General features: G+C 67.8%; 18 protein-coding genes. 9 read left to right on the top strand and 9 right to left on the bottom strand.

The features are described 5' to 3' along the window. The 4 genes from pstA to LT974_RS02985 are packed head-to-tail and all read left to right on the top strand — an operon-like array spanning position 1 to position 3,953. On the top strand, positions 1-1,647 hold the full coding sequence (pstA, locus tag LT974_RS03000) for a phosphate ABC transporter permease PstA (RefSeq protein WP_232589181.1): 1,647 nt from the start codon (positions 1-3) through the stop codon (positions 1,645-1,647). Between the two features lie 6 nt (positions 1,648-1,653). Beyond that, on the top strand, positions 1,654-2,535 hold the full coding sequence (gene pstB, locus LT974_RS02995; RefSeq protein WP_232589180.1) for a phosphate ABC transporter ATP-binding protein PstB: 882 nt from the start codon (positions 1,654-1,656) through the stop codon (positions 2,533-2,535). Positions 2,536-2,540: 5 nt separating this feature from the next. Continuing rightward, a complete protein-coding gene (gene phoU, locus LT974_RS02990; protein WP_232589179.1) occupies positions 2,541-3,221 on the top strand; it encodes a phosphate signaling complex protein PhoU in 681 nt (226 codons plus the stop codon). Between the two features lie 42 nt (positions 3,222-3,263). Further along, a complete protein-coding gene (locus LT974_RS02985) occupies positions 3,264-3,953 on the top strand; it encodes a TOBE domain-containing protein (RefSeq protein ID WP_232589178.1) in 690 nt (229 codons plus the stop codon). A gap of 49 nt (positions 3,954-4,002) precedes the next feature. Here LT974_RS02985 and LT974_RS02980 read toward each other — a convergent pair whose 3' ends face one another. The 3 genes from LT974_RS02980 to LT974_RS02970 form a co-directional block, all read right to left on the bottom strand. Next, positions 4,003-4,410 (bottom strand): glutaredoxin family protein, encoded by a 408-nt coding sequence (locus LT974_RS02980; RefSeq protein WP_232589177.1) that lies wholly within the window; start codon positions 4,408-4,410, stop codon positions 4,003-4,005. Between the two features lie 412 nt (positions 4,411-4,822). Then, on the bottom strand, positions 4,823-5,458 hold the full coding sequence (gfcR, locus tag LT974_RS02975; RefSeq protein WP_232589176.1) for a transcriptional regulator GfcR: 636 nt from the start codon (positions 5,456-5,458) through the stop codon (positions 4,823-4,825). Continuing rightward, positions 5,455-6,522 (bottom strand): glucose 1-dehydrogenase, encoded by a 1,068-nt coding sequence (locus LT974_RS02970; protein WP_232589175.1) that lies wholly within the window; start codon positions 6,520-6,522, stop codon positions 5,455-5,457. The genes gfcR and LT974_RS02970 overlap by 4 nt, the downstream gene beginning before the upstream one ends. Before the next feature lie 123 nt (positions 6,523-6,645). Here LT974_RS02970 and LT974_RS02965 point away from each other — a divergent pair, with 123 nt between their 5' ends. Beyond that, positions 6,646-7,860 carry an HAD family hydrolase gene (locus LT974_RS02965; RefSeq protein WP_232589174.1) on the top strand — a complete coding sequence of 405 codons (1,215 nt, stop codon included), beginning with the start codon at positions 6,646-6,648 and terminating at the stop codon, positions 7,858-7,860. Between the two features lie 2 nt (positions 7,861-7,862). On the opposite strand, the gene LT974_RS02960 is transcribed toward LT974_RS02965, so the two are convergent. Continuing rightward, positions 7,863-8,132 (bottom strand): MoaD/ThiS family protein, encoded by a 270-nt coding sequence (locus tag LT974_RS02960; protein WP_232589173.1) that lies wholly within the window; start codon positions 8,130-8,132, stop codon positions 7,863-7,865. Positions 8,133-8,233: 101 nt separating this feature from the next. Between LT974_RS02960 and LT974_RS02955 the strand changes: the two genes are divergently transcribed. Together LT974_RS02955 and LT974_RS02950 are read left to right on the top strand one after the other, a co-directional pair. Further along, entirely contained in the window at positions 8,234-9,175 is a 942-nt protein-coding gene (locus LT974_RS02955) for a dihydrodipicolinate synthase family protein (RefSeq protein WP_232589171.1), read from the top strand. A 10-nt stretch (positions 9,176-9,185) separates the two neighbouring features. Then, on the top strand, positions 9,186-10,424 hold the full coding sequence (locus tag LT974_RS02950) for a mandelate racemase/muconate lactonizing enzyme family protein (protein ID WP_232589170.1): 1,239 nt from the start codon (positions 9,186-9,188) through the stop codon (positions 10,422-10,424). A 157-nt stretch (positions 10,425-10,581) separates the two neighbouring features. Here the strand turns inward: LT974_RS02950 and LT974_RS02945 are convergent, their stop codons facing one another. The 4 genes from LT974_RS02945 to LT974_RS02930 all read right to left on the bottom strand — a co-directional run bounded on the left by LT974_RS02945 (position 10,582) and on the right by LT974_RS02930 (position 14,563). Beyond that, a complete protein-coding gene (locus LT974_RS02945) occupies positions 10,582-11,304 on the bottom strand; it encodes a diphthine--ammonia ligase (protein ID WP_232589169.1) in 723 nt (240 codons plus the stop codon). Between the two features lie 36 nt (positions 11,305-11,340). Then, a complete protein-coding gene (locus tag LT974_RS02940; RefSeq protein ID WP_232589168.1) occupies positions 11,341-12,498 on the bottom strand; it encodes a DUF373 family protein in 1,158 nt (385 codons plus the stop codon). 48 nt (positions 12,499-12,546) lie between these two features. Further along, positions 12,547-13,545, bottom strand: coding sequence for a signal peptide peptidase SppA (gene sppA / locus LT974_RS02935; protein WP_232589167.1), 999 nt, complete (start codon positions 13,543-13,545; stop codon positions 12,547-12,549). 115 nt (positions 13,546-13,660) lie between these two features. After that, positions 13,661-14,563, bottom strand: a complete 903-nt coding sequence (locus LT974_RS02930; RefSeq protein ID WP_230887651.1) for a coiled-coil protein — start codon at positions 14,561-14,563, stop codon at positions 13,661-13,663. 302 nt (positions 14,564-14,865) lie between these two features. On the opposite strand from LT974_RS02930, the gene LT974_RS02925 reads away from it, so the two are divergent. Beyond that, complete coding sequence (locus tag LT974_RS02925; protein ID WP_232589166.1) at positions 14,866-15,279, top strand: DUF371 domain-containing protein; 414 nt, start codon at positions 14,866-14,868, stop codon at positions 15,277-15,279. A gap of 56 nt (positions 15,280-15,335) precedes the next feature. Further along, positions 15,336-16,244: an endonuclease III domain-containing protein gene (locus tag LT974_RS02920; protein ID WP_232589165.1), complete on the top strand. Its 909-nt coding sequence runs from the start codon at positions 15,336-15,338 to the stop codon at positions 16,242-16,244. Here the strand turns inward: LT974_RS02920 and LT974_RS02915 are convergent. Then, positions 16,241-16,600 (bottom strand): hypothetical protein, encoded by a 360-nt coding sequence (locus tag LT974_RS02915; protein WP_232589164.1) that lies wholly within the window; start codon positions 16,598-16,600, stop codon positions 16,241-16,243. The genes LT974_RS02920 and LT974_RS02915 overlap by 4 nt on opposite strands. Between the last annotated feature and the right edge of the window lie 44 nt (positions 16,601-16,644).

The raw sequence follows: 16,644 nt of genomic DNA, 5'->3' as shown, positions 1-16,644 counted from the left end.
ATGGCCACGAACAACGAAATCGAGGGATTCGGGCGCGTCAGCCGGACGGCGGGCACGCTGTTCCGCTACCTGCTGTTGGCGGCGACGCTGTTCGGCCTCGTCTTCGTCACGATACTGCTGGTCTACGTCGCCAACGACGCCATCCAGCCGCTGACTGCCGACCCCGGCTGGCACCTGACGTTCTTCCTCACGCTCGTGCTACCGACGCTGGCGGTAGGCGTGTACGCCAACCGATGTGGCATCGAAGCGCTCCGCACGGGCGTGTTCACCATCGGCTTCGTCGTCGTCGCGCTGATGTTCAGCGGCGGCGCGGCGATGATTTTCGTGGACATCGTCGAGCCGCTGACGTGGCTGGCGTTCCTGGTCGCGCTCGCCGTCCCCACCGCGGTCACGATGGCGGTCGTCAGCTACGACCACCGCATCTCGTTCGTCACGCAGTTCGTCGTCACCGTCGCCGCGTTCTACCTCTCGCTGTTCGGCGTACCCGGCCCGCTGGGCTCGCTCGCCGGCGTCTCGACAGTCGTCCCGAGCCTGTTCGGCTTCGTCGCCGGCTTACCGTTCGCGCCGCCACCGTGGCTGATGATGGCCGGGACGTTCGGGCCGCCCGTGGCGTACGTCGGGAGCCGATACGTCGCCGCCGACCGTGACCGACGCACCCACGTGCTGGTCGGTGCTGGCGTCCTCGCGGTCGTGCTCGCCGGCGGCGCGCTCGCCCCGTTCGCGGGCGTCGACCCCGTTCCCGGCGTCGTCGTCGCAGCCGTCGGCCTCGCGCCGCCGCTCGTCTACGCGGCCGGCACCGCCGTGAACCGCCCGACCGAACGCGTCGGCCTGCTCGTCCCGGCGACCGTCGTCGTCGGGTCGCTCGTCGGGGCCGTAGCCGCAGACGTCGCCGGGTTCGCCGGCCCGCAGTCGTGGGTCGACTGGACGTTCCTCACGAACTCGCACAGCAGCACCGCCGCGGAAGCCGGCTTCTACCCCGCTATCGGCGGCTCGATTCTGCTGATGTTGACCGTGGCCGTGCTCGCGTTCCCCGTTGGCATCGGCGCCGCCGTCTACCTCGAGGAGTACGCCCCGAACAACCGGTTCACGCGAATCATCGACGTGAACATCTCGAACCTCGCGGGCGTACCGTCGGTCGTCTACGGGCTGCTCGGCCTCGGGTTGTTCGTCACGTACCTCGACCAGCCCCCGGGCACGGTGCTGCTCGGCGGCGCAACCCTCGGCCTGCTCATCCTCCCCATCGTCATCATCTCCGCGCGGGAGGCCATCCGCGCGGTCCCCGAGGAGACGCGCGCGGCGTCGTACGGGATGGGCGCGACGAAGTGGCAGACCGTCAAGAACGTCGTGCTGCCGCGGTCGTTCTCCGGCATCCTCACCGGGACGATTCTCGCGCTCGGCCGCGCCATCGGCGAGACCGCGCCGCTCATCATGATCGGCGCGCCGAACGTCAAATACTCGCTGCCGGCCGGCCTCTCGGAGGCCGCCAGCGCGATGCCGCTACAAGTGTACGCGTGGTCGAGTCTCTACGCCGGCGACGACTTCTACCAGAAGGCCGTCCCGGCTGGCGTCGTGGTGCTCGTCGCCATCCTGCTGGCGATGAACTCCATCGCCATCGTCCTGCGGAACAAGTACCAGTCCACGGAGTGATTCACTATGAGCGACAACACATCAGAGTTCAGCGCCGACGCGGGCGACGGAGAGACCGCCGACCCGACGGCCGACGACATGGTCATCGAGACCGACGTCGCGAGCGCGACGTCCAGCAGCGAGACGACGACCACCCCCGACCCCATCATCCGTTCGCGGGACCTCGACGTGTTCTACGGCGAGGAACAGGCCCTCGACAGCATCGACATCGACATCCCGGAGAACCGCGTCACCGCCATCATCGGGCCGTCGGGCTGCGGGAAGTCGACGTTCCTGCGCTGCATCAACCGGATGAACGACCGCATCGAGGCCTGCCGCGTCGACGGCGAGCTGACGCTGCGCGGGAAGAACGTCTACGACCCCGACGTCGACCCGGTGGCGCTGCGCCGCCGCGTCGGCATGGTGTTCCAGGAACCCAACCCGTTCCCGAAGAGCATCTACGACAACGTCGCCTACGGCCTCGAAATCCAGGACGTCGAGGGCGACCACGACGAAATCGTCGAGCAGTCCCTCAAGCGCGCGGCGCTGTGGGACGAGGTCAGCCACCAGCTCGACAGCTCCGGGACAGCACTCTCCGGCGGCCAGCAACAGCGCCTCTGCATCGCGCGCGCCATCGCGCCCGACCCCGAGGTCCTGCTGATGGACGAGCCGGCCTCGGCGCTCGACCCGGTCGCGACCAGCCAGGTCGAGGACCTCATCGAGGAGCTCGCCGAGGACTACACCGTCGTCATCGTCACGCACAACATGCAGCAGGCCGCCCGCATCTCCGACAAGACGGCCGTGTTCCTTACGGGCGGGGAGCTCGTCGAGTTCGGTGACACCGACCAGATCTTCGAGAACCCCGAGCACGACCGGGTCGAAGATTACATTACGGGCAAGTTCGGGTAACAACCATGCCACGAGAGAGCTACCAAGAGAAACTCGACGCGCTCCGCAGCGACGTCCTCTACATGAGCGAAGTGGTCGTCGACCGCCTGCGGCTGGCGCTGGAAGCCATGGAACAGAAAGACGAGGAGGCTGCCTGGGAGGTCATCGAGGGCGACGACGAGGTCAACCAACTCTACCTCGACCTCGAAGAGGAGTGCATCGACCTGCTCGCGCTCCAGCAGCCCGTCGCCGGCGACCTCCGGCTCATCGCGTCGTCGTTCAAGATTACGACCGACCTCGAACGCATCGGCGACCTCGCGACGAACCTCGCGGAGTACACCCTCGACGCGGACCGCGACATGTTCCCCGAGGTCGACATCCAGGCCATCGGCACCACCACCATCGAGATGGTCGAGGACGCGATGGACGCCTACGCCGAGGAGGACGTCGACGCCTGCTACGAAATCGCGGAGCGCGACGACGACCTCGACGAACGCTGTCGGCAGGCCTCCGAGACGGTGATGCGGGACCTCATCGAGACCGAAGTCGACACCGAGTCCAGCGAGGAAGACATCGAGGCGCTGATGAACGACGTCTCCCGGATGCTGCTGACGGTGCGGGACCTGGAGCGCGTCGGCGACCACGCGGTCAACGTCGCCGCGCGCACCGTCTACATGGTCGAGAAGGACGACGAACTCATCTACTAACGCGACCCAATCCTTTTGCGCGTGCTCGGGCTACAGCGACGCATGGACACCCACCCCGAGTTCGACGCGTACGTCGGCAGCGACGGGGTGACCCTCGACACGCGGGACGTCGCGCTGTTGCGCGCCATCGACGACGAGGGCTCGCTGAGTAGCGCGGCGGCGTCGCTGGGGCGCTCGTACGCGCACGCCCAGCGCCGCGTCGTCGAACTCGAAGACGCGTTCGGCTCGCTCGTCGAGCGCCAGCGCGGCGGCTCCGGTGGCGGCGGCAGCGAACTCACGGACACCGCCACGGAACTGCTCGCGACGTTCGAGCGCGTGCAGACGAGTTTCGAGGGCATCACGGACGTCGCGAAGACGGTGCTCTCGGGGACAGTCGTCGAGCGCGACGGCGAACTCGCGACGGTCGAGACGGCCGCGGGCCGCGTGCGCGCGCTCGTTCCGGAGGCCGACAACAACGTCCACCTCACGCTGCGCGCGGACGCCGTGACGCTGACCGATCCTGTGGACACGCCGACGCCCGAACACACGAGCGCCCGGAACCGCTTCTCCGGCACGGTCACGAGCGTCGAAACTGGCGAGCGCGTCGCGCGCGTCGCCGTCGACGTCGGCGCCGACGACCCGGTGCTCGCGCTCGTCACCGAGGACAGCCGCCAGCGCCTCTCGCTGGCGGCCGGCCGCGACGTCGTCGTCTCCTTCAAAGCCACCGCGACGCGCGGCGTCCCCGTCGAATAGCGGTCGCCGTCGCTGCCGGCGGGCGTCGAAGAAAATACCTAGATGCGTCTCAGAACGGGGATTCGACGCCGTCGTCGGCGCTCGTCGCCGCGGCGTCCTCGTCGACATCGTCGTCGGCGTTCAGCTCGTCCGCGAGCTCGCCGCGCTCTTCGAGTTCGCCGAGAATGTCGCTGCCGCCCACGAACTCCCCGTCGACGAACGTCTGCGGGATGGTCTCCCAGCCGCTGCGCTCTTCGAGCGCGACGCGGAACTCGTCGAGGCTCTGGAGCGCGTCCACCGTGTGCACGTCCGGTCGGTACTGCGAAATCAGGTTGACCGCGCGCTTCGAGAACCCACACTGGGGCATCCGCGCGTCCCCCTTCATGAACAGCACGACGTCGTTGTTCTCGATCGCCTCGGCGACGATTTCGTCGACCGCTTCCTGCTCCATCGCGGAGTCCATCGGGTCGAAAGCCATACCTGCTCTAGGTAGAGCACGGAGAAAGGGTTTGGGTAGCGTGGCCGAACGAAGTGAGGCCACGTTAGAGCGAGCGGCGACCAGCGGGAGCCGCGAGCCGCGTGCTCGACCGCAGAATGGGTCTTCCTCGAAAGCCCCGGCTGGCTCGCGGTCGCTCGCTCGCGGTTCCCTCCGGTCACCGCTCACACGTTCCGAGGCCTCCCGTTGGTCGGCCTCGCGCTCGCTGTGCTCCTCGCTCACTACGTTCGCTACGGTGCTTGCGTCGCGAGACGACTAAACTGAACGCGAGCCGGGCGGTCGGGCGGAGCCGACCGCCGAATGTCGTGGCGGCGTTGCCGCCACGCTGCCGCCCCTTTCAATCCGCCCGTTGTCGGCTGAGTGGGTTCGCGGAACGTGTGAAAGCCGAGCGTCGTCAGTCGTCGTTGCCGACGCGGATGACCTGGAACAGCGATTCGAGGGGGACGTCGTCGACGTCGGCGATGCCCTGTTTGTCCACGAGCACGCCGCAGGCGACGGGTTTACCGCCGGCGTCGCGGATTGCGTCGACGGTCTCGGAGATAGTGGTGCCCGAGGTAATGGTGTCGTCGACGAGGAAGCACTCGCGGTCCTCGACGCTCGCGAAGTTTCGGCTGAAACTCCCGCCGAGATTCTCGATGTCGCCTTCCTCCCACTGGTGCTTGCGCGGGGTGTACGTCGCGAGGTCGGTCTTCAGTTCGTTCGAGACGGCGGTCGCCAGCGGCACGCCCGCCTTCTCGACGCCGACGATGAGGTCGACGTCGTGGCTGTGCTCGCGGAGCGCGTCCGCCAGCGCCATGCCGATGGCGTTGAGGCGCGCGCCGGCTTCGCCGATGTTGCTCCAGTCCACGTGGACGTCCTGGGGGCCACCGGCCGGTTCTTCGTCGACGGGAGTCGCGGTGCCGCCCGCGCGCTCGACGAGCCAGCTCGCGGTCTCCCGGGAGACGTTCAGTTCGTCCGCGATTTCGCCACGCGACAGCCCGCGGGCCGCCAGCTCCGAGGCGCTGTCGATGAGGTCGTCGACGTTCTTCATCTACTGTCGAATTGAACCGCCGTCTTGATGGTCGTTTCGTCGTCGACGAATGCTCGCTCGAAGTCGTCGAGGTCGTACACGCCGGTGACGAGGTCGTCGAACAGCCACTCCGGGAGCGCCTGCAGAGTGTCGACGGCGGCCTCGAAGTGCTCGACGCCGGAGTTGACGCTGCCGACCAGCGCCTTGTTCTGGAGGACGAACTCGCGGTGGAGGCGGCCGCCGTCGACCGAGAACGCCCAGTCCTCGGGCACGCCGAGGAGCGCGCCGACACCGTTGGGCGCGAGCGCCTCGATTGTCTCGAAGGCGTGTTTCGGGTAGCCCGTGGCCTCGTAGACGAAGTCCATCGGCTCGTGGCCGGCTGGGATGTCGGGCACGGCGGTCTCGCGGGAGTCGACGTACGTCGCGCCGAGGCGCTCGATGACGTCGATTGTGGGGTCGGGGCGGTCGCGGCGACCGAGACAGTACGTCCGCTCGAATCGGTCGTCAGCGTCCAGCATTCCGAGCGTGAGCAGGCCCAGCGAGCCGTTTCCGAGCACGAGCGCGGTCTCAGGCTGCCAGTCGAATGCCGACCGCGAGGCGAACGCGTGCTCGAAGGCCTTCTCGGAGATACTGACGGGTTCGACGAGGAAGCCGCGCTCGGCGAGGGCTGCGGGAATTTCGACGAGGAACTCCGCGGGGCTGGTGAAGTACTCGGCCATGAAGCCGTGCGCGCCCTCGATGCCGCGCTCGTGGTACTCGCCGCCGGGTGCCATGTCCGGTTCGCCGCGCTCGAAGTAGTCGTTGGCACCGTTCGGCCGCCGGCGGACCGTCGGCACGACGACGTCGCCGGCGTCGAGGTGGGTGCCGTTCGGGTCCTCGACGACGCCGACGGCCTCGTGGCCGAGCACGAGGTGGTCGTCGCCCTCGGGGAAGCCGCCGTGGCTGCCCGCGATGACTTCGTGGTCCGTGCCGTCGACGCCGACGCGGAGCGTGCGCACGAGCGCTTCCCCGTGCGCCGAGTCGGGTCGCGGCAGGTCGACGACGCGCGGCGTCCGGTCGTCGCGGGTGACGGCGATTGCGTCCATGCCCACCACTCACATCCACACCGACTAAATATTTATTATGTATCGAGTAAGTTGTCGCGGGCGAACTCTGCCCGCGCGCCGGCTCCCACCCACACCTAAACCGGTGCCGCCCGTCCAGCCGGTATGGAACGGTACGACCGACTGTACGCACTCTACGACGAGTTCGACGCGGAGACGATACGCGCCTACCAGGACCTCGTGGACCTGTTCCCGCCCGTCGACTCCCGGGTCGCCCTGGAGTACTGGGAGTCCGCCAGCGACGAACTCGCCGCGCGGAAGGACGACGTCCGCGCGGCGTTTGACGACGGCGACACGTACGCCGAATTGGTCGCGCGCGCGTCCCGCGAACAGGCGTTCGCGGCGCTCGACCTCCACGCGAAGTACGACCGCGGCGTCAACGTGCTCGTGCTCGACGTCGACGAGACGCTGCGCTCGGCGGGCCACACGGACAACGAGATTCCCCGCGAGACGCTGCACCTGCTCACGGAGTTCCACGAACAGGGAGTTCCCATCGTCATCTGCACCGGCCAGACCCTGGAGAACGTCAAGGGGTTCCTGATTCAGGGACTCGGCAACGAACTCGTCCACTCGGGGAACGTCTCCATCGTCTACGAGGCGGGGACGGGCGTGTTCACGCCCGGCCACGGCCCCGACACGAAACAACTGCTCTACGAGGGACTCGAAGACGACGTGCGCGGCGTGTTCGACGACGTGCGCGCCCGCGTGCTCTCTGACGCCCCGGAGGGCATCCGACAGGGTTGTCACCTCCAGGGCAACGAGTTCAACGTCACGCTCAAGCCGAACTTCGAGACGGGCAGCGAGCGCGCGCGGGAACTCATCGACGACGCGCTCCGGTACGAACTCGAACTGCTGGCGGACTGCGTGGAGGGCGCGACTGCCGACCACGTGCGCGCGTTCTACGCCGACCAGGACCCCGAAATCGCGGGCGTCCTCGCCGACGCCGACCAACAGCCGGAGGACGTCACCGTCCCCGAGGACGTGCGCGCGGTGCTCGAACGCGTCGACGTGGCGTACTACGAGGCCGACGCCGCCGAAATCGCGTCCCGCGAACTGAACAAGGTCGTGGGCGTACAGGGTGCCTTCGACGTGCTCGACGTCGACGACCCGTTCGCGCTCGTGATGGGCGACAGCAAGAGCGACCTGCGCGTGATGGAGTGGGTCGCCGAGGAGGACGCGGGCATCGCGGCGGCGCCCGACCACGCCTCCAAGCGCGTCTTAGAGCACGTCTGGGAGACCGACGACCTCGTCTTCGACGAGGGTGCCGCCGACGAGGTGCTCAGAACCGCGTGGGCGCTGAATCGACTCGCAGAACAGTAAGGTTAGCTGGCGAGGCTGAAGCGGACGGTGTCGCCCTCGTGGAGGCGGCTGCCGGCGGAGAGCGGCTCGCTGTCCGTGGAGTTCCGGACGACGACCGTGTCCGTGCGGAGCCGCGACCCTTCGAGGACGCCCGCGCGGACGTGCGACCCGAGTTCGTCGGCGAGCGCGTCCACGACGTCGGCGACGGTGGCGTCGTCGGTGACGCCGACGCGGGCGCTGTGCGTGCCGGTACGAGCGGCGAGCGTTCCCGTGAGCTTCACCTCGACGTCCATGCGAGTACGTACCGGCCGCGTCGCCAAAGAGTTTACTCACGTATGGAAAAGTCGTCGTCGGAACCACGGCGCTTATGCTGGCGGCGGGCGACCCGCCGCACGTGCCAGACCACGCACCAGCCCCCGGCGCGGACGACCCCCTCGACCTCCACGGGGTCGTCCCGCCGATTGTGACAGCGTTCCACGACGACGAGACGGTCGACTTCGAGCGCACCGCCGAGCACGCCCGGTTCGTCGTCGACCGCGGCGTCGACGGCGTCTTCCCGCTCGGGACGAACGGCGAGTTCCCCCTGTTGACGGGCGGCGAACGACAGCGCGTCGTCGAAGCCGTCGTCGACGAAGTCGGCGGCGAGGTCCCGGTCATCGCCGGCGTCGGCGCGCCCAGCACCCGGCAGACGGTCGCACACGCCGAACACGCCGAGGAAGCCGGCGTCGACGGCGTCGTCGTCGTCACGCCGTACTACTACCCCTTGGACGACGAGGCTACGGTCGCGCACTACGAGCGCGTCGCCGCCGCCGTCGACCTCCCGGTTTACGTCTACCACATCCCCTCGAAGACGGGGAACTCGCTGTCCCTGGACGTGCTTGAGGACCTCTCGGCCATCGACAATCTCGCGGGCATCAAGGACTCCTCGAAGGACGTCCCGTGGCTCGGACAGGCCATCGACGACCACCCCGAACTCACCTTCGTCGCGGGCTCGGACTCGCTGCTCGTGCCCGGCCTCGACCTCGGCTGCACGGGCATGGTGTCGGCAGTCGCGAACGCGTTCCCGGAGCTCGTCGTCGACCTCTACGAGGCCTACGACGGGGGGAACGTCGAACACGCGCGCAACCTCCAAAGCACGGTATACGACGTCCGCACGGCGCTCAAGCAGGGGCCGTACATGGCCGGCGTGAAGACCGCGCTCCAGTTGCGCGGGTTCGACGCCGGCCCGCTGCGCTCGCCGCTGCGCACGATGGACGACGACCAGCGCGAGGCCCTCGAACTCCGCCTGGACGAACTCGGCCTCCTCGAAACCATAGATTTACACCGAAACGAGTGAACGACCCACTATGGGGATAGATTACAGCGACCTCCACGACCCGAACGCGGAGTACACGATGCGCGAGCTCTCCGCGGAGACGATGGGAGCCGACCGGGAGCGGCCCGCACCCCGCGACCTCGAAATCACGGACGTACAGACGACGATGGTCGACGGCAACTTCCCGTGGACGCTCGTCCGCGTCTACACCGACGCGGGCGTCGTCGGCACCGGCGAAGCCTACTGGGGCGCGGGCGTCCCCGAGCTCATCGAGCGGATGAAGCCGTTCGTCATCGGGGAGAATCCCCTCGACATCGACCGCCTCTTCGAGCACCTCGTCCAGAAGATGAGCGGCGAGGGCTCCGTCGAAGGCGTTACCGTGACGGCTATCTCCGGCATCGAGGTCGCGCTCCACGACCTCGCCGGGAAAGTGCTGGACGTCCCCGCCTATCAGCTGCTCGGCGGGAAGTACCGCGACGACGTGCGCGTCTACTGTGACTGCCACACCGAGGAGGAAGCCGACCCCGAGGCGTGCGCCGACGAGGCCGAGCGCGTCGTCGAGGAACTCGGCTACGACGCCCTCAAGTTCGACCTCGACGTGCCCAGCGGGCTGGAGAAGGACCGCGCGAACCGCCACCTCCGCCCGGGCGAAATTCGCCACAAGGCCGAAATCGTCGAGCAGGTCACCGAGCGCGTGAAAGACCGCGCTGACGTCGCTTTCGACTGCCACTGGACGTTCTCCGGTGGCTCGGCGAAACGCCTCGCCAGCGAACTCGAAGCGTACGACGTCTGGTGGCTCGAAGACCCCGTTCCCCCGGAGAACCTCGACGTGCAGGAGGAAGTCACGAAGTCCACGACGACTCCCATCGCGGTCGGCGAGAACCGCTACCGCGTCACCGAGGAGCGCCGGCTCATCGAGAACCAGGCCGTGGACATCGTCGCGCCCGACCTCCCGAAGGTCGGCGGCATGCGCGAGACCCAGAAAATCGCGGACGTCGCCAACCAGTACTACGTTCCCGTGGCGATGCACAACGTCTCCTCGCCCATCGCGACGATGGCGAGCGCGCACGTCGGTGCCGCCATCCCGAACAGCCTCGCCGTGGAGTTCCACTCCTACGAACTCGGCTGGTGGAGCGACCTCGTCGAGGAGGACGTCATCGAGGACGGCTCCATCACCGTCCCCGAGAAGCCCGGTCTCGGCCTCACGCTCGACATGGACGCCGTCGAAGAACACATGGTCGACGGCGAGACGCTGTTCGATGAAGCGTGAGCTTCATCGAGCACGCTGAGCTTCGCTCAGCGGCGTTCGACGAGGCGTAAGCCTCGTCGTGCTCGACAGACGAGCGCAGCGAGTCTGTCGGCGTTCGACCCCGCGTAGCGGTATAACACAGAACCCCAATTCTCCGGGCCGTTCGCGCCCGTATCGCCTACTCGCCGAGGCGCGCGTCCGTAACTTCGACGTGGCCGCGGTCGCCGTTCCAGACGGTTTCGTACTCCAACTCGATTGGACGAGACATGTGCGGGCCGTCGGTGACGAACGTCTCGAATTCGCCGCCTTCGCCGAGCACGTGAACGCCGTACTGCTCGTTGAGGGCTTCGAGTTCGTCTAGCGCTTCGCGGTCGAGCGTGCGGCCGAGCCACGACTCGTCGAGGCCGTACGCCGCCACTTGGACGATGGTGATTTCGAAGCCGGCGGCGAGCATCTCGTCGGCGAGGTCGCGGGGGTCGCGCTGCCACAACGGCGCGAACACCTCGCAGCCCAGTCGGTCGGCCATCGACTCGATGCGGGAGGTCTGGTACTCGCTCTCGACGGCACCCGCGGTGACGCCCGCGAGCCCGCCGTCGAGGTCGTCGGCGAGGTCGGCGAGCGCGGCCTCCAGCGGTTCGAGTTCGGTGTCTCCCTGCTCACCGGACTCGGTTGCGGCCGCCGCGCCGAAGTCGTCGGGTTCGACGTCCACGAGCGGGATGCCGATGCTCTCGGCGGCGAGGCTGGCGAGGTGCGTCGCGGGCACGTGGTACATGTACGAGTCGCCCTCGGGGTGGACGGTGACGAGGCGCGCGACATCGAGGCCCGCTTCGAGCGCGCGGTAGAGCGCCCACGAGGAGTCCTTCCCGCCGGAGAACAGGCTCACCCACTGGCCGTCAGTCATACGCGTGCTTGCACCGCGGCGTTGAAATACTCCACTCTATGGCTCCACGGGCTCCTCGCCGTCTTCTACGTCGTCGACGTCGACGTCGCTGAACCGCGTCGCGACGCGGAGGCCGATAATGCTGACGAGCACGCCGGCGACGACGAACGCCGCGAGCCGCTCCTCGGGGGAGAGCACGAATCCCTCGATGGAGAGCGCGCCGACTTCCGCGGCGGGCACCGCGACGGCGTCGAGTTCGTCGGCCAGCTCCATGAAGTACGCCGAGAACCCGCGGACGACGAGCCCGACCGCGAGCACGCCGAACGGGAGGTTGAGGAACGACGTGCGGACCTCCTCGTGGCGGATGAACTCGTCGAAGAGCCGGCCGGCGCTGGCCGCCAATCCGCCGAGTGTTATCCACGGCACGCTGTAGTACGTGAACGCCATCGCGGTCAACAACAGCGGCGTCTCCGAGGGCAGGTCGGAGATGCCGAGCGCGCCCGCGAACACGCCGACGAGCGCGAGCCCGCCCGCGACGACGTACGTGACGATGGAGACGCGGCCGGAGTACAGCGCGTCCCGCGCCTGCGCGGGGACCTCTGCGAGGTAGTTCTCGATGCTCAACCCCTTGTAGAGGACGAATAGGCCGATAACGGCGGTGATGGCGGCGACTGCGACCGCGAGGCTGCCGGTCACCATCATCAGCGCCGGGAACACCAGCAGGACGATGCCCAGCGGCACGAGCACGGTCTGGCGGAGCTCCTCGTCGGCGAGGAACTGCTTGAGGAGGTAGTACGTGGATTCGAGGTCGCGGGCCTGCCGGACGACCACGCGGTCGACGGCGTCGACCTGGAGGCGGCTCTCCACGATGGGGACGACGCGCTCGTCCTCGGCGCTGTCGATGACGACGACCGCCGAGTCGGGGTCGTAGCGGTCGATGAAGTCGTCCAGTTGGTCGGCGACCGAGCGGTCCGCGGAGACGCCGTCGCCGCTCCCGGAGATGGCGGCGACGACCGCGTCGTCCTCGCCGTCGCGGAGGTCGCGGGTGACGCGGAGCGCCTCCAGCAGGCAGTTCACGGCGGAGTCCTCGGGGTCGGCGATGCCCATCTCCACGACCAGCGACTGCACCGCCTCCCAGCCCGCGACCGGCGTCTGCAACCCGGTCTGTCGGGGGATGTCCCCGGTCCGGTCCACACAGACGACCAGCGTGCGCATCTATCGTCCACAGCGTCACGCTGCCGTGATAAAAACCCCGCGCTCGGGTCACCGGAGTTCGACGTTCGTCCCGTTGCCGTCACCGACTGCGTCGGCCAGCCCCGCGCCGAACGCGTACGCCGCGCCGACCGCCGTCCGCCGCATCCGCACGAACATCCCGCGCGGCGGCTCGAACTCCCGAACGTCGATCTCGTGGCCGAGTTCGGCTTCGAGGTAGGCTTCGGCGTCGTCGCGCGTCCCGAGGTCGTCCACGAGGTCGCGCTCGTGGGCGTCCCGGCCGACGTAGACACGAGCCTCCGTGTCCCGAATCTGCTCGGGAGAGAGGTCCCGAACCTCGGCGACGCGCTCGACGAACGACTCGTAGAAGTCGTCGACCAGGCCCTGCAGGTAGCGGCGGTCGTCCTCGCGCAGCTCCCGCAGCGGGTTGCCCGCGTCCTTGTACTCGCCGGCGACGAAGCGCTCGTAGTCGACGCCGAGGTCGTCGGCGAGCGCCGAGGCGTTCAGCGTCGACCCGCGCACGCCGATGCTGCCGACGAGGCTGTTCTCGCGGGCGACCACGTGGTCGCAGGCGCTGGCAATCCAGTAACCGCCGCTCGCGCAGACGTCGGTGACGTACGCGACTGTCGGCCCGTCGAACTCCAGAACCGCGCGCCGGATGTCGTCGCTCGGGACGACTTCGCCGCCGGGCGTGTTCAGGCGGACCGCGAGCGCGTTCGTGTTGCTGTCCTCGTCCGCACGCTCGATTTGGTCGACCACGGCGTCCGCGGGAATCTGGCGCGGGTCGGTCGGTAGCGACTGCCCGCCGTCCCGTGCTATCGGGCCCTCCACGCGGACTTCGGCGGTGTCGTACGCGCCGAACACCGTGTCCGCGGCGTTCCCGCCCAACTGGAGGAACACCACGCCGGTGAGGAGCGTCAACAGCACGCCGAGAATCGTGGGGCCGCCGGCCGGCGTCCGCACGAACAACACCCAGCCGACGACGACGCCGACGACCACGCCGAGTGCCAGCACGGTCAGTCGGCCGACTCGTTTGGGGAGCGTGTCCATGGCTACGGCGTCGGCGGCCGGGCCCGTAATTCACGCGGCCGATTCATCTGGACCACAGTCGGGACAGTGCCGCCGCTACGCGCGGGAAAATACGGAGAAATCAGCAGTAGACAGCTTAGAGGTGGCCGGACTTCTGGAGCTTGCGGAGGTCCTCGGTGTCGAGGGTCTCGCCCTCCTTGAACCGCTCGTAGATTTCCTCGGCTTCCTCGCGGGCTTCGGCCTGCTCGGCGGCGCGCTCGTCCTCGCGCTCCTCTTCTTCCTGCTTGTCGAGTTCGCGGAGGCGCTTCTGGACCTGTACGAACGCCTCGTGGTGGGCGTCGGCGGCTTCCTGAGCCTCGACGAACTTCTCGTGCATCTCGTCGGCCTCGTCACGGATGTCGTCGGCCTCGCGGTAGGCCTCGATCATCTCGTTGTGGTGCTCCTGGGCCTTGTCCGCGAGCTCCGTCACCTTCTCGTGGTGCTCGGAGGCTTCCGCGCGGACTTCCTCGGCCTCGTCGACGAGCTCTTCGAGGTCGCCGGAGGCGTCGAGTTTCTCCTTTCGATCCTGGTACTCCTCGCGCTTGTCCTCGATTTTCTCGATGAGTTCGCGCTCGTCCTCCGTCGAGAGAACCTCGGTCTGCTGCTTGAACTCGAGCTGCTCGATTTCCTCCTTGAGCTCTTCGAGGTCCTTGCCCTCGTCGAGTTCGAGGTCCTCTTTGCGCTGCTCGACCTCGTCGAAGAGCTCGTTCGCCTCGGCGTTGAGCTCGTTACGGACTTCCTTGTGTTCCTGGACGCGCTCGTTGAGCTCGTCGCGCTTCTCGCGGTGTTCCTGGGCCTCGTCGACCTTCTCTCGGGTCTTCGCGTTGAGTTCGTCGCGGTCGGAGGCGCGGGAACTGGCGAGCTGGTTCAGCTCGTTCCGGCGGTCGCGGAACTGGCCGGCGTTCTTGATGAGCTGACCCTTGGACTTCTCTTGAAGTTCTTCGTCAGTAATGAGTTCGTCTGCGCTCGATACTTCGATAGTTTGTTCTTCCTCAGCCATTGTTCAAACCTCGATGCCATACCCGCTGGGTGTTCGAGACAGCCGTCGCTCGGAGCGTGTGACTTCCCGGTCGGAAGGAGAACGTCCTGTCATTCTCTCGGGCTGTGCACGAACGCACGCAGCGTTCTGGTAACGGGTAATACTCCTCCACGCCACTTAAAATTTCCGACGGGGCGTCGCGTGCAAGCAGTTGTCAGACCCCCTTCAGCGAGTGGTAACGGCCCCCACAGGAGTGGGTAGCTGCACTTAAAGAGTGGTCGCGGAACGCCGCACACAAGTGCGGCTACCGGCAACCCCAGCCCATGGAAGAAGTCGTGCGGGCGACCGGCCACGAACACGTCACGGCCGAACACGCGTCCACGCTGGAAGTGACGACCGACGACTACCTCACGCCCGCCGGCGACTGCATCGTCGGCATCGACGCCGACCGCGCGCCCGCGGACTTCGACCGCGAGTTCGTCGCCGCCTGTCAGGACGAGGACGCCACGATTACGCTCGTGCTCGAAGCCGACGGCCACCGCGAGGAAGTGACGGGGTCGGGCCACCCGGACCTCGAATACACGAACGAGCGCAGCATGGTCGGGCGCACGAGCACGTACGTCGACGACCGCACCATCTTCGTGGACGCCGACGAGGCCGCCGTGGACCTCGACCGCGACCTCGTCGCCGCGCTCGCGGACGGTGCGGACCTCACGGCGACGCTGCGCGTCGAGTAGCCCACCGGCTGGGAGCCGTCGCGGTGCTTTTTGGGCTCGCCGACAGACCTCCAAGCATGGACGACGAACCCGCGGAGAACATCTCGGGTGGTGACGCCGCCGCCGGCCGCTTCACCGAGTTCGAGCCCGGCAACGACACGAGCCGCGCGGACGCCGTCGTCGACCGGCTCGGGGACATGTACTGGCAGAAGGCGTACGGGGGCCGCGACGCCTTCGAGTGTCTCGTTCGCACGATTCTCAGTCAGAACACCAGCGACGTCGCCAGCCAGCCCGCCCACGACGCGCTGATGGACAGATACGATGCCGGGCAGGACCTCGCGGCGACGCTCGCGGACGCCCACCAGGACGAACTCGCCGAGACGATCTCCTCGGCAGGACTCTACAATCAAAAATCCGAGACGCTGATTCGCATCGCCGGCCGCATCTGCGAGGAGTACGGCGGCGAAGCGGCGTTCGACGAGTTCGTTCGCACGGGGCGCGTGGAGCAACGCTCCACGGACGGAGCGAGTAGCGAGGGACGAAGTCCCTCGGACCGTTCGAGCGGGCGGAGCCCGCGAGAAGACGGTGAAACCGCGAGCAACGACCCCGACGAGGTTCGCGACGCGCTGCTGGACATGAAGGGCGTCGGCCCGAAGACCGCCGACTGCGTGCTGCTGTTCGCGGGTGGGCGCGACGGCGTCTTCCCCGTGGACACGCACGTCCACCGCATCGCGCGCCGGCTCGGGCTCGCCGCCCCGGATGCCGACCACGAGGACGTGCGCGAAGCCCTAGAGGCCGAGGTCCAGGGTGAGAAGTGCGGGTTCGGACATACGGCGATGATTCAGTTCGGCCGCGAGTACTGTTCGGCGCGCAAGCCCGCGTGCCTCGACGGCCCGGAGGCGTGTCCGCTGTACGACCTCTGCGATAGGGTGGGCGTGGACGAACTCGCCGAAGAAGTCGTCGACCCCGCCGAGGCCGCCGATTAGAGACTCCGCCAGCAGGTGTCCGTGAACGACGCCAGCGGCAGGTCCGCGTCGGACTCGACGCTGACGAACAGCCCCGTGTACTCTTCTTCGGCGAAGTGGAACGCGGTCATCTCGTCGAAGCGATGCATCGAGCAGTGGAGGTCGCCCGCGCCGAAGAGGTCTTCGAGGTGCTCGCGGCTGATGCCTTCGAGCACGAGGTTCCGGTGGATGGCGTCCGCGCGCTCGTCCAGACGCGCGCCGACGTCCTCGCGGACGTAGTGGACGTCGTAGCCTTCCCTGTCGTACTCGGCGACGACACGCAGTGCGTCTCCGGCCTGCTGCTGGAGCTCCGCGACGAGCTCGCCGCCCTCTGACATGAGTTGACATAACAGCCGTGCGGGCTTGAAAGTTCGGCTCCGCG

Source organism: Halobacterium noricense (assembly GCF_021233435.1).
Taxonomy (GTDB): Archaea; Halobacteriota; Halobacteria; order Halobacteriales; family Halobacteriaceae; genus Halobacterium; species Halobacterium noricense.
The sequence above is the reverse complement of the archived record's forward strand: the minus strand, read 5'-3'. Positions and strand labels throughout refer to the sequence as shown.

Excerpts from the sequence above, each read along its gene's own strand:
- pstA (WP_232589181.1), top strand. The coding sequence starts at position 1 with ATGGCCACGAACAACGAAATCGAGGGATTCGGGCGCGTCAGCCGGACG.
- pstB (WP_232589180.1), top strand. The coding sequence starts at position 1,654 with ATGAGCGACAACACATCAGAGTTCAGCGCCGACGCGGGCGACGGAGAG.
- phoU (WP_232589179.1), top strand. The coding sequence starts at position 2,541 with ATGCCACGAGAGAGCTACCAAGAGAAACTCGACGCGCTCCGCAGCGAC.
- LT974_RS02985 (WP_232589178.1), top strand. The coding sequence starts at position 3,264 with ATGGACACCCACCCCGAGTTCGACGCGTACGTCGGCAGCGACGGGGTG.
- LT974_RS02980 (WP_232589177.1), bottom strand. The coding sequence starts at position 4,410 with ATGGCTTTCGACCCGATGGACTCCGCGATGGAGCAGGAAGCGGTCGAC.
- gfcR (WP_232589176.1), bottom strand. The coding sequence starts at position 5,458 with ATGAAGAACGTCGACGACCTCATCGACAGCGCCTCGGAGCTGGCGGCC.
- LT974_RS02970 (WP_232589175.1), bottom strand. The coding sequence starts at position 6,522 with ATGGACGCAATCGCCGTCACCCGCGACGACCGGACGCCGCGCGTCGTC.
- LT974_RS02965 (WP_232589174.1), top strand. The coding sequence starts at position 6,646 with ATGGAACGGTACGACCGACTGTACGCACTCTACGACGAGTTCGACGCG.
- LT974_RS02960 (WP_232589173.1), bottom strand. The coding sequence starts at position 8,132 with ATGGACGTCGAGGTGAAGCTCACGGGAACGCTCGCCGCTCGTACCGGC.
- LT974_RS02950 (WP_232589170.1), top strand. The coding sequence starts at position 9,186 with ATGGGGATAGATTACAGCGACCTCCACGACCCGAACGCGGAGTACACG.
- LT974_RS02945 (WP_232589169.1), bottom strand. The coding sequence starts at position 11,304 with ATGACTGACGGCCAGTGGGTGAGCCTGTTCTCCGGCGGGAAGGACTCC.
- LT974_RS02940 (WP_232589168.1), bottom strand. The coding sequence starts at position 12,498 with ATGCGCACGCTGGTCGTCTGTGTGGACCGGACCGGGGACATCCCCCGA.
- sppA (WP_232589167.1), bottom strand. The coding sequence starts at position 13,545 with ATGGACACGCTCCCCAAACGAGTCGGCCGACTGACCGTGCTGGCACTC.
- LT974_RS02930 (WP_230887651.1), bottom strand. The coding sequence starts at position 14,563 with ATGGCTGAGGAAGAACAAACTATCGAAGTATCGAGCGCAGACGAACTC.
- LT974_RS02925 (WP_232589166.1), top strand. The coding sequence starts at position 14,866 with ATGGAAGAAGTCGTGCGGGCGACCGGCCACGAACACGTCACGGCCGAA.
- LT974_RS02920 (WP_232589165.1), top strand. The coding sequence starts at position 15,336 with ATGGACGACGAACCCGCGGAGAACATCTCGGGTGGTGACGCCGCCGCC.
- LT974_RS02915 (WP_232589164.1), bottom strand. The coding sequence starts at position 16,600 with ATGTCAGAGGGCGGCGAGCTCGTCGCGGAGCTCCAGCAGCAGGCCGGA.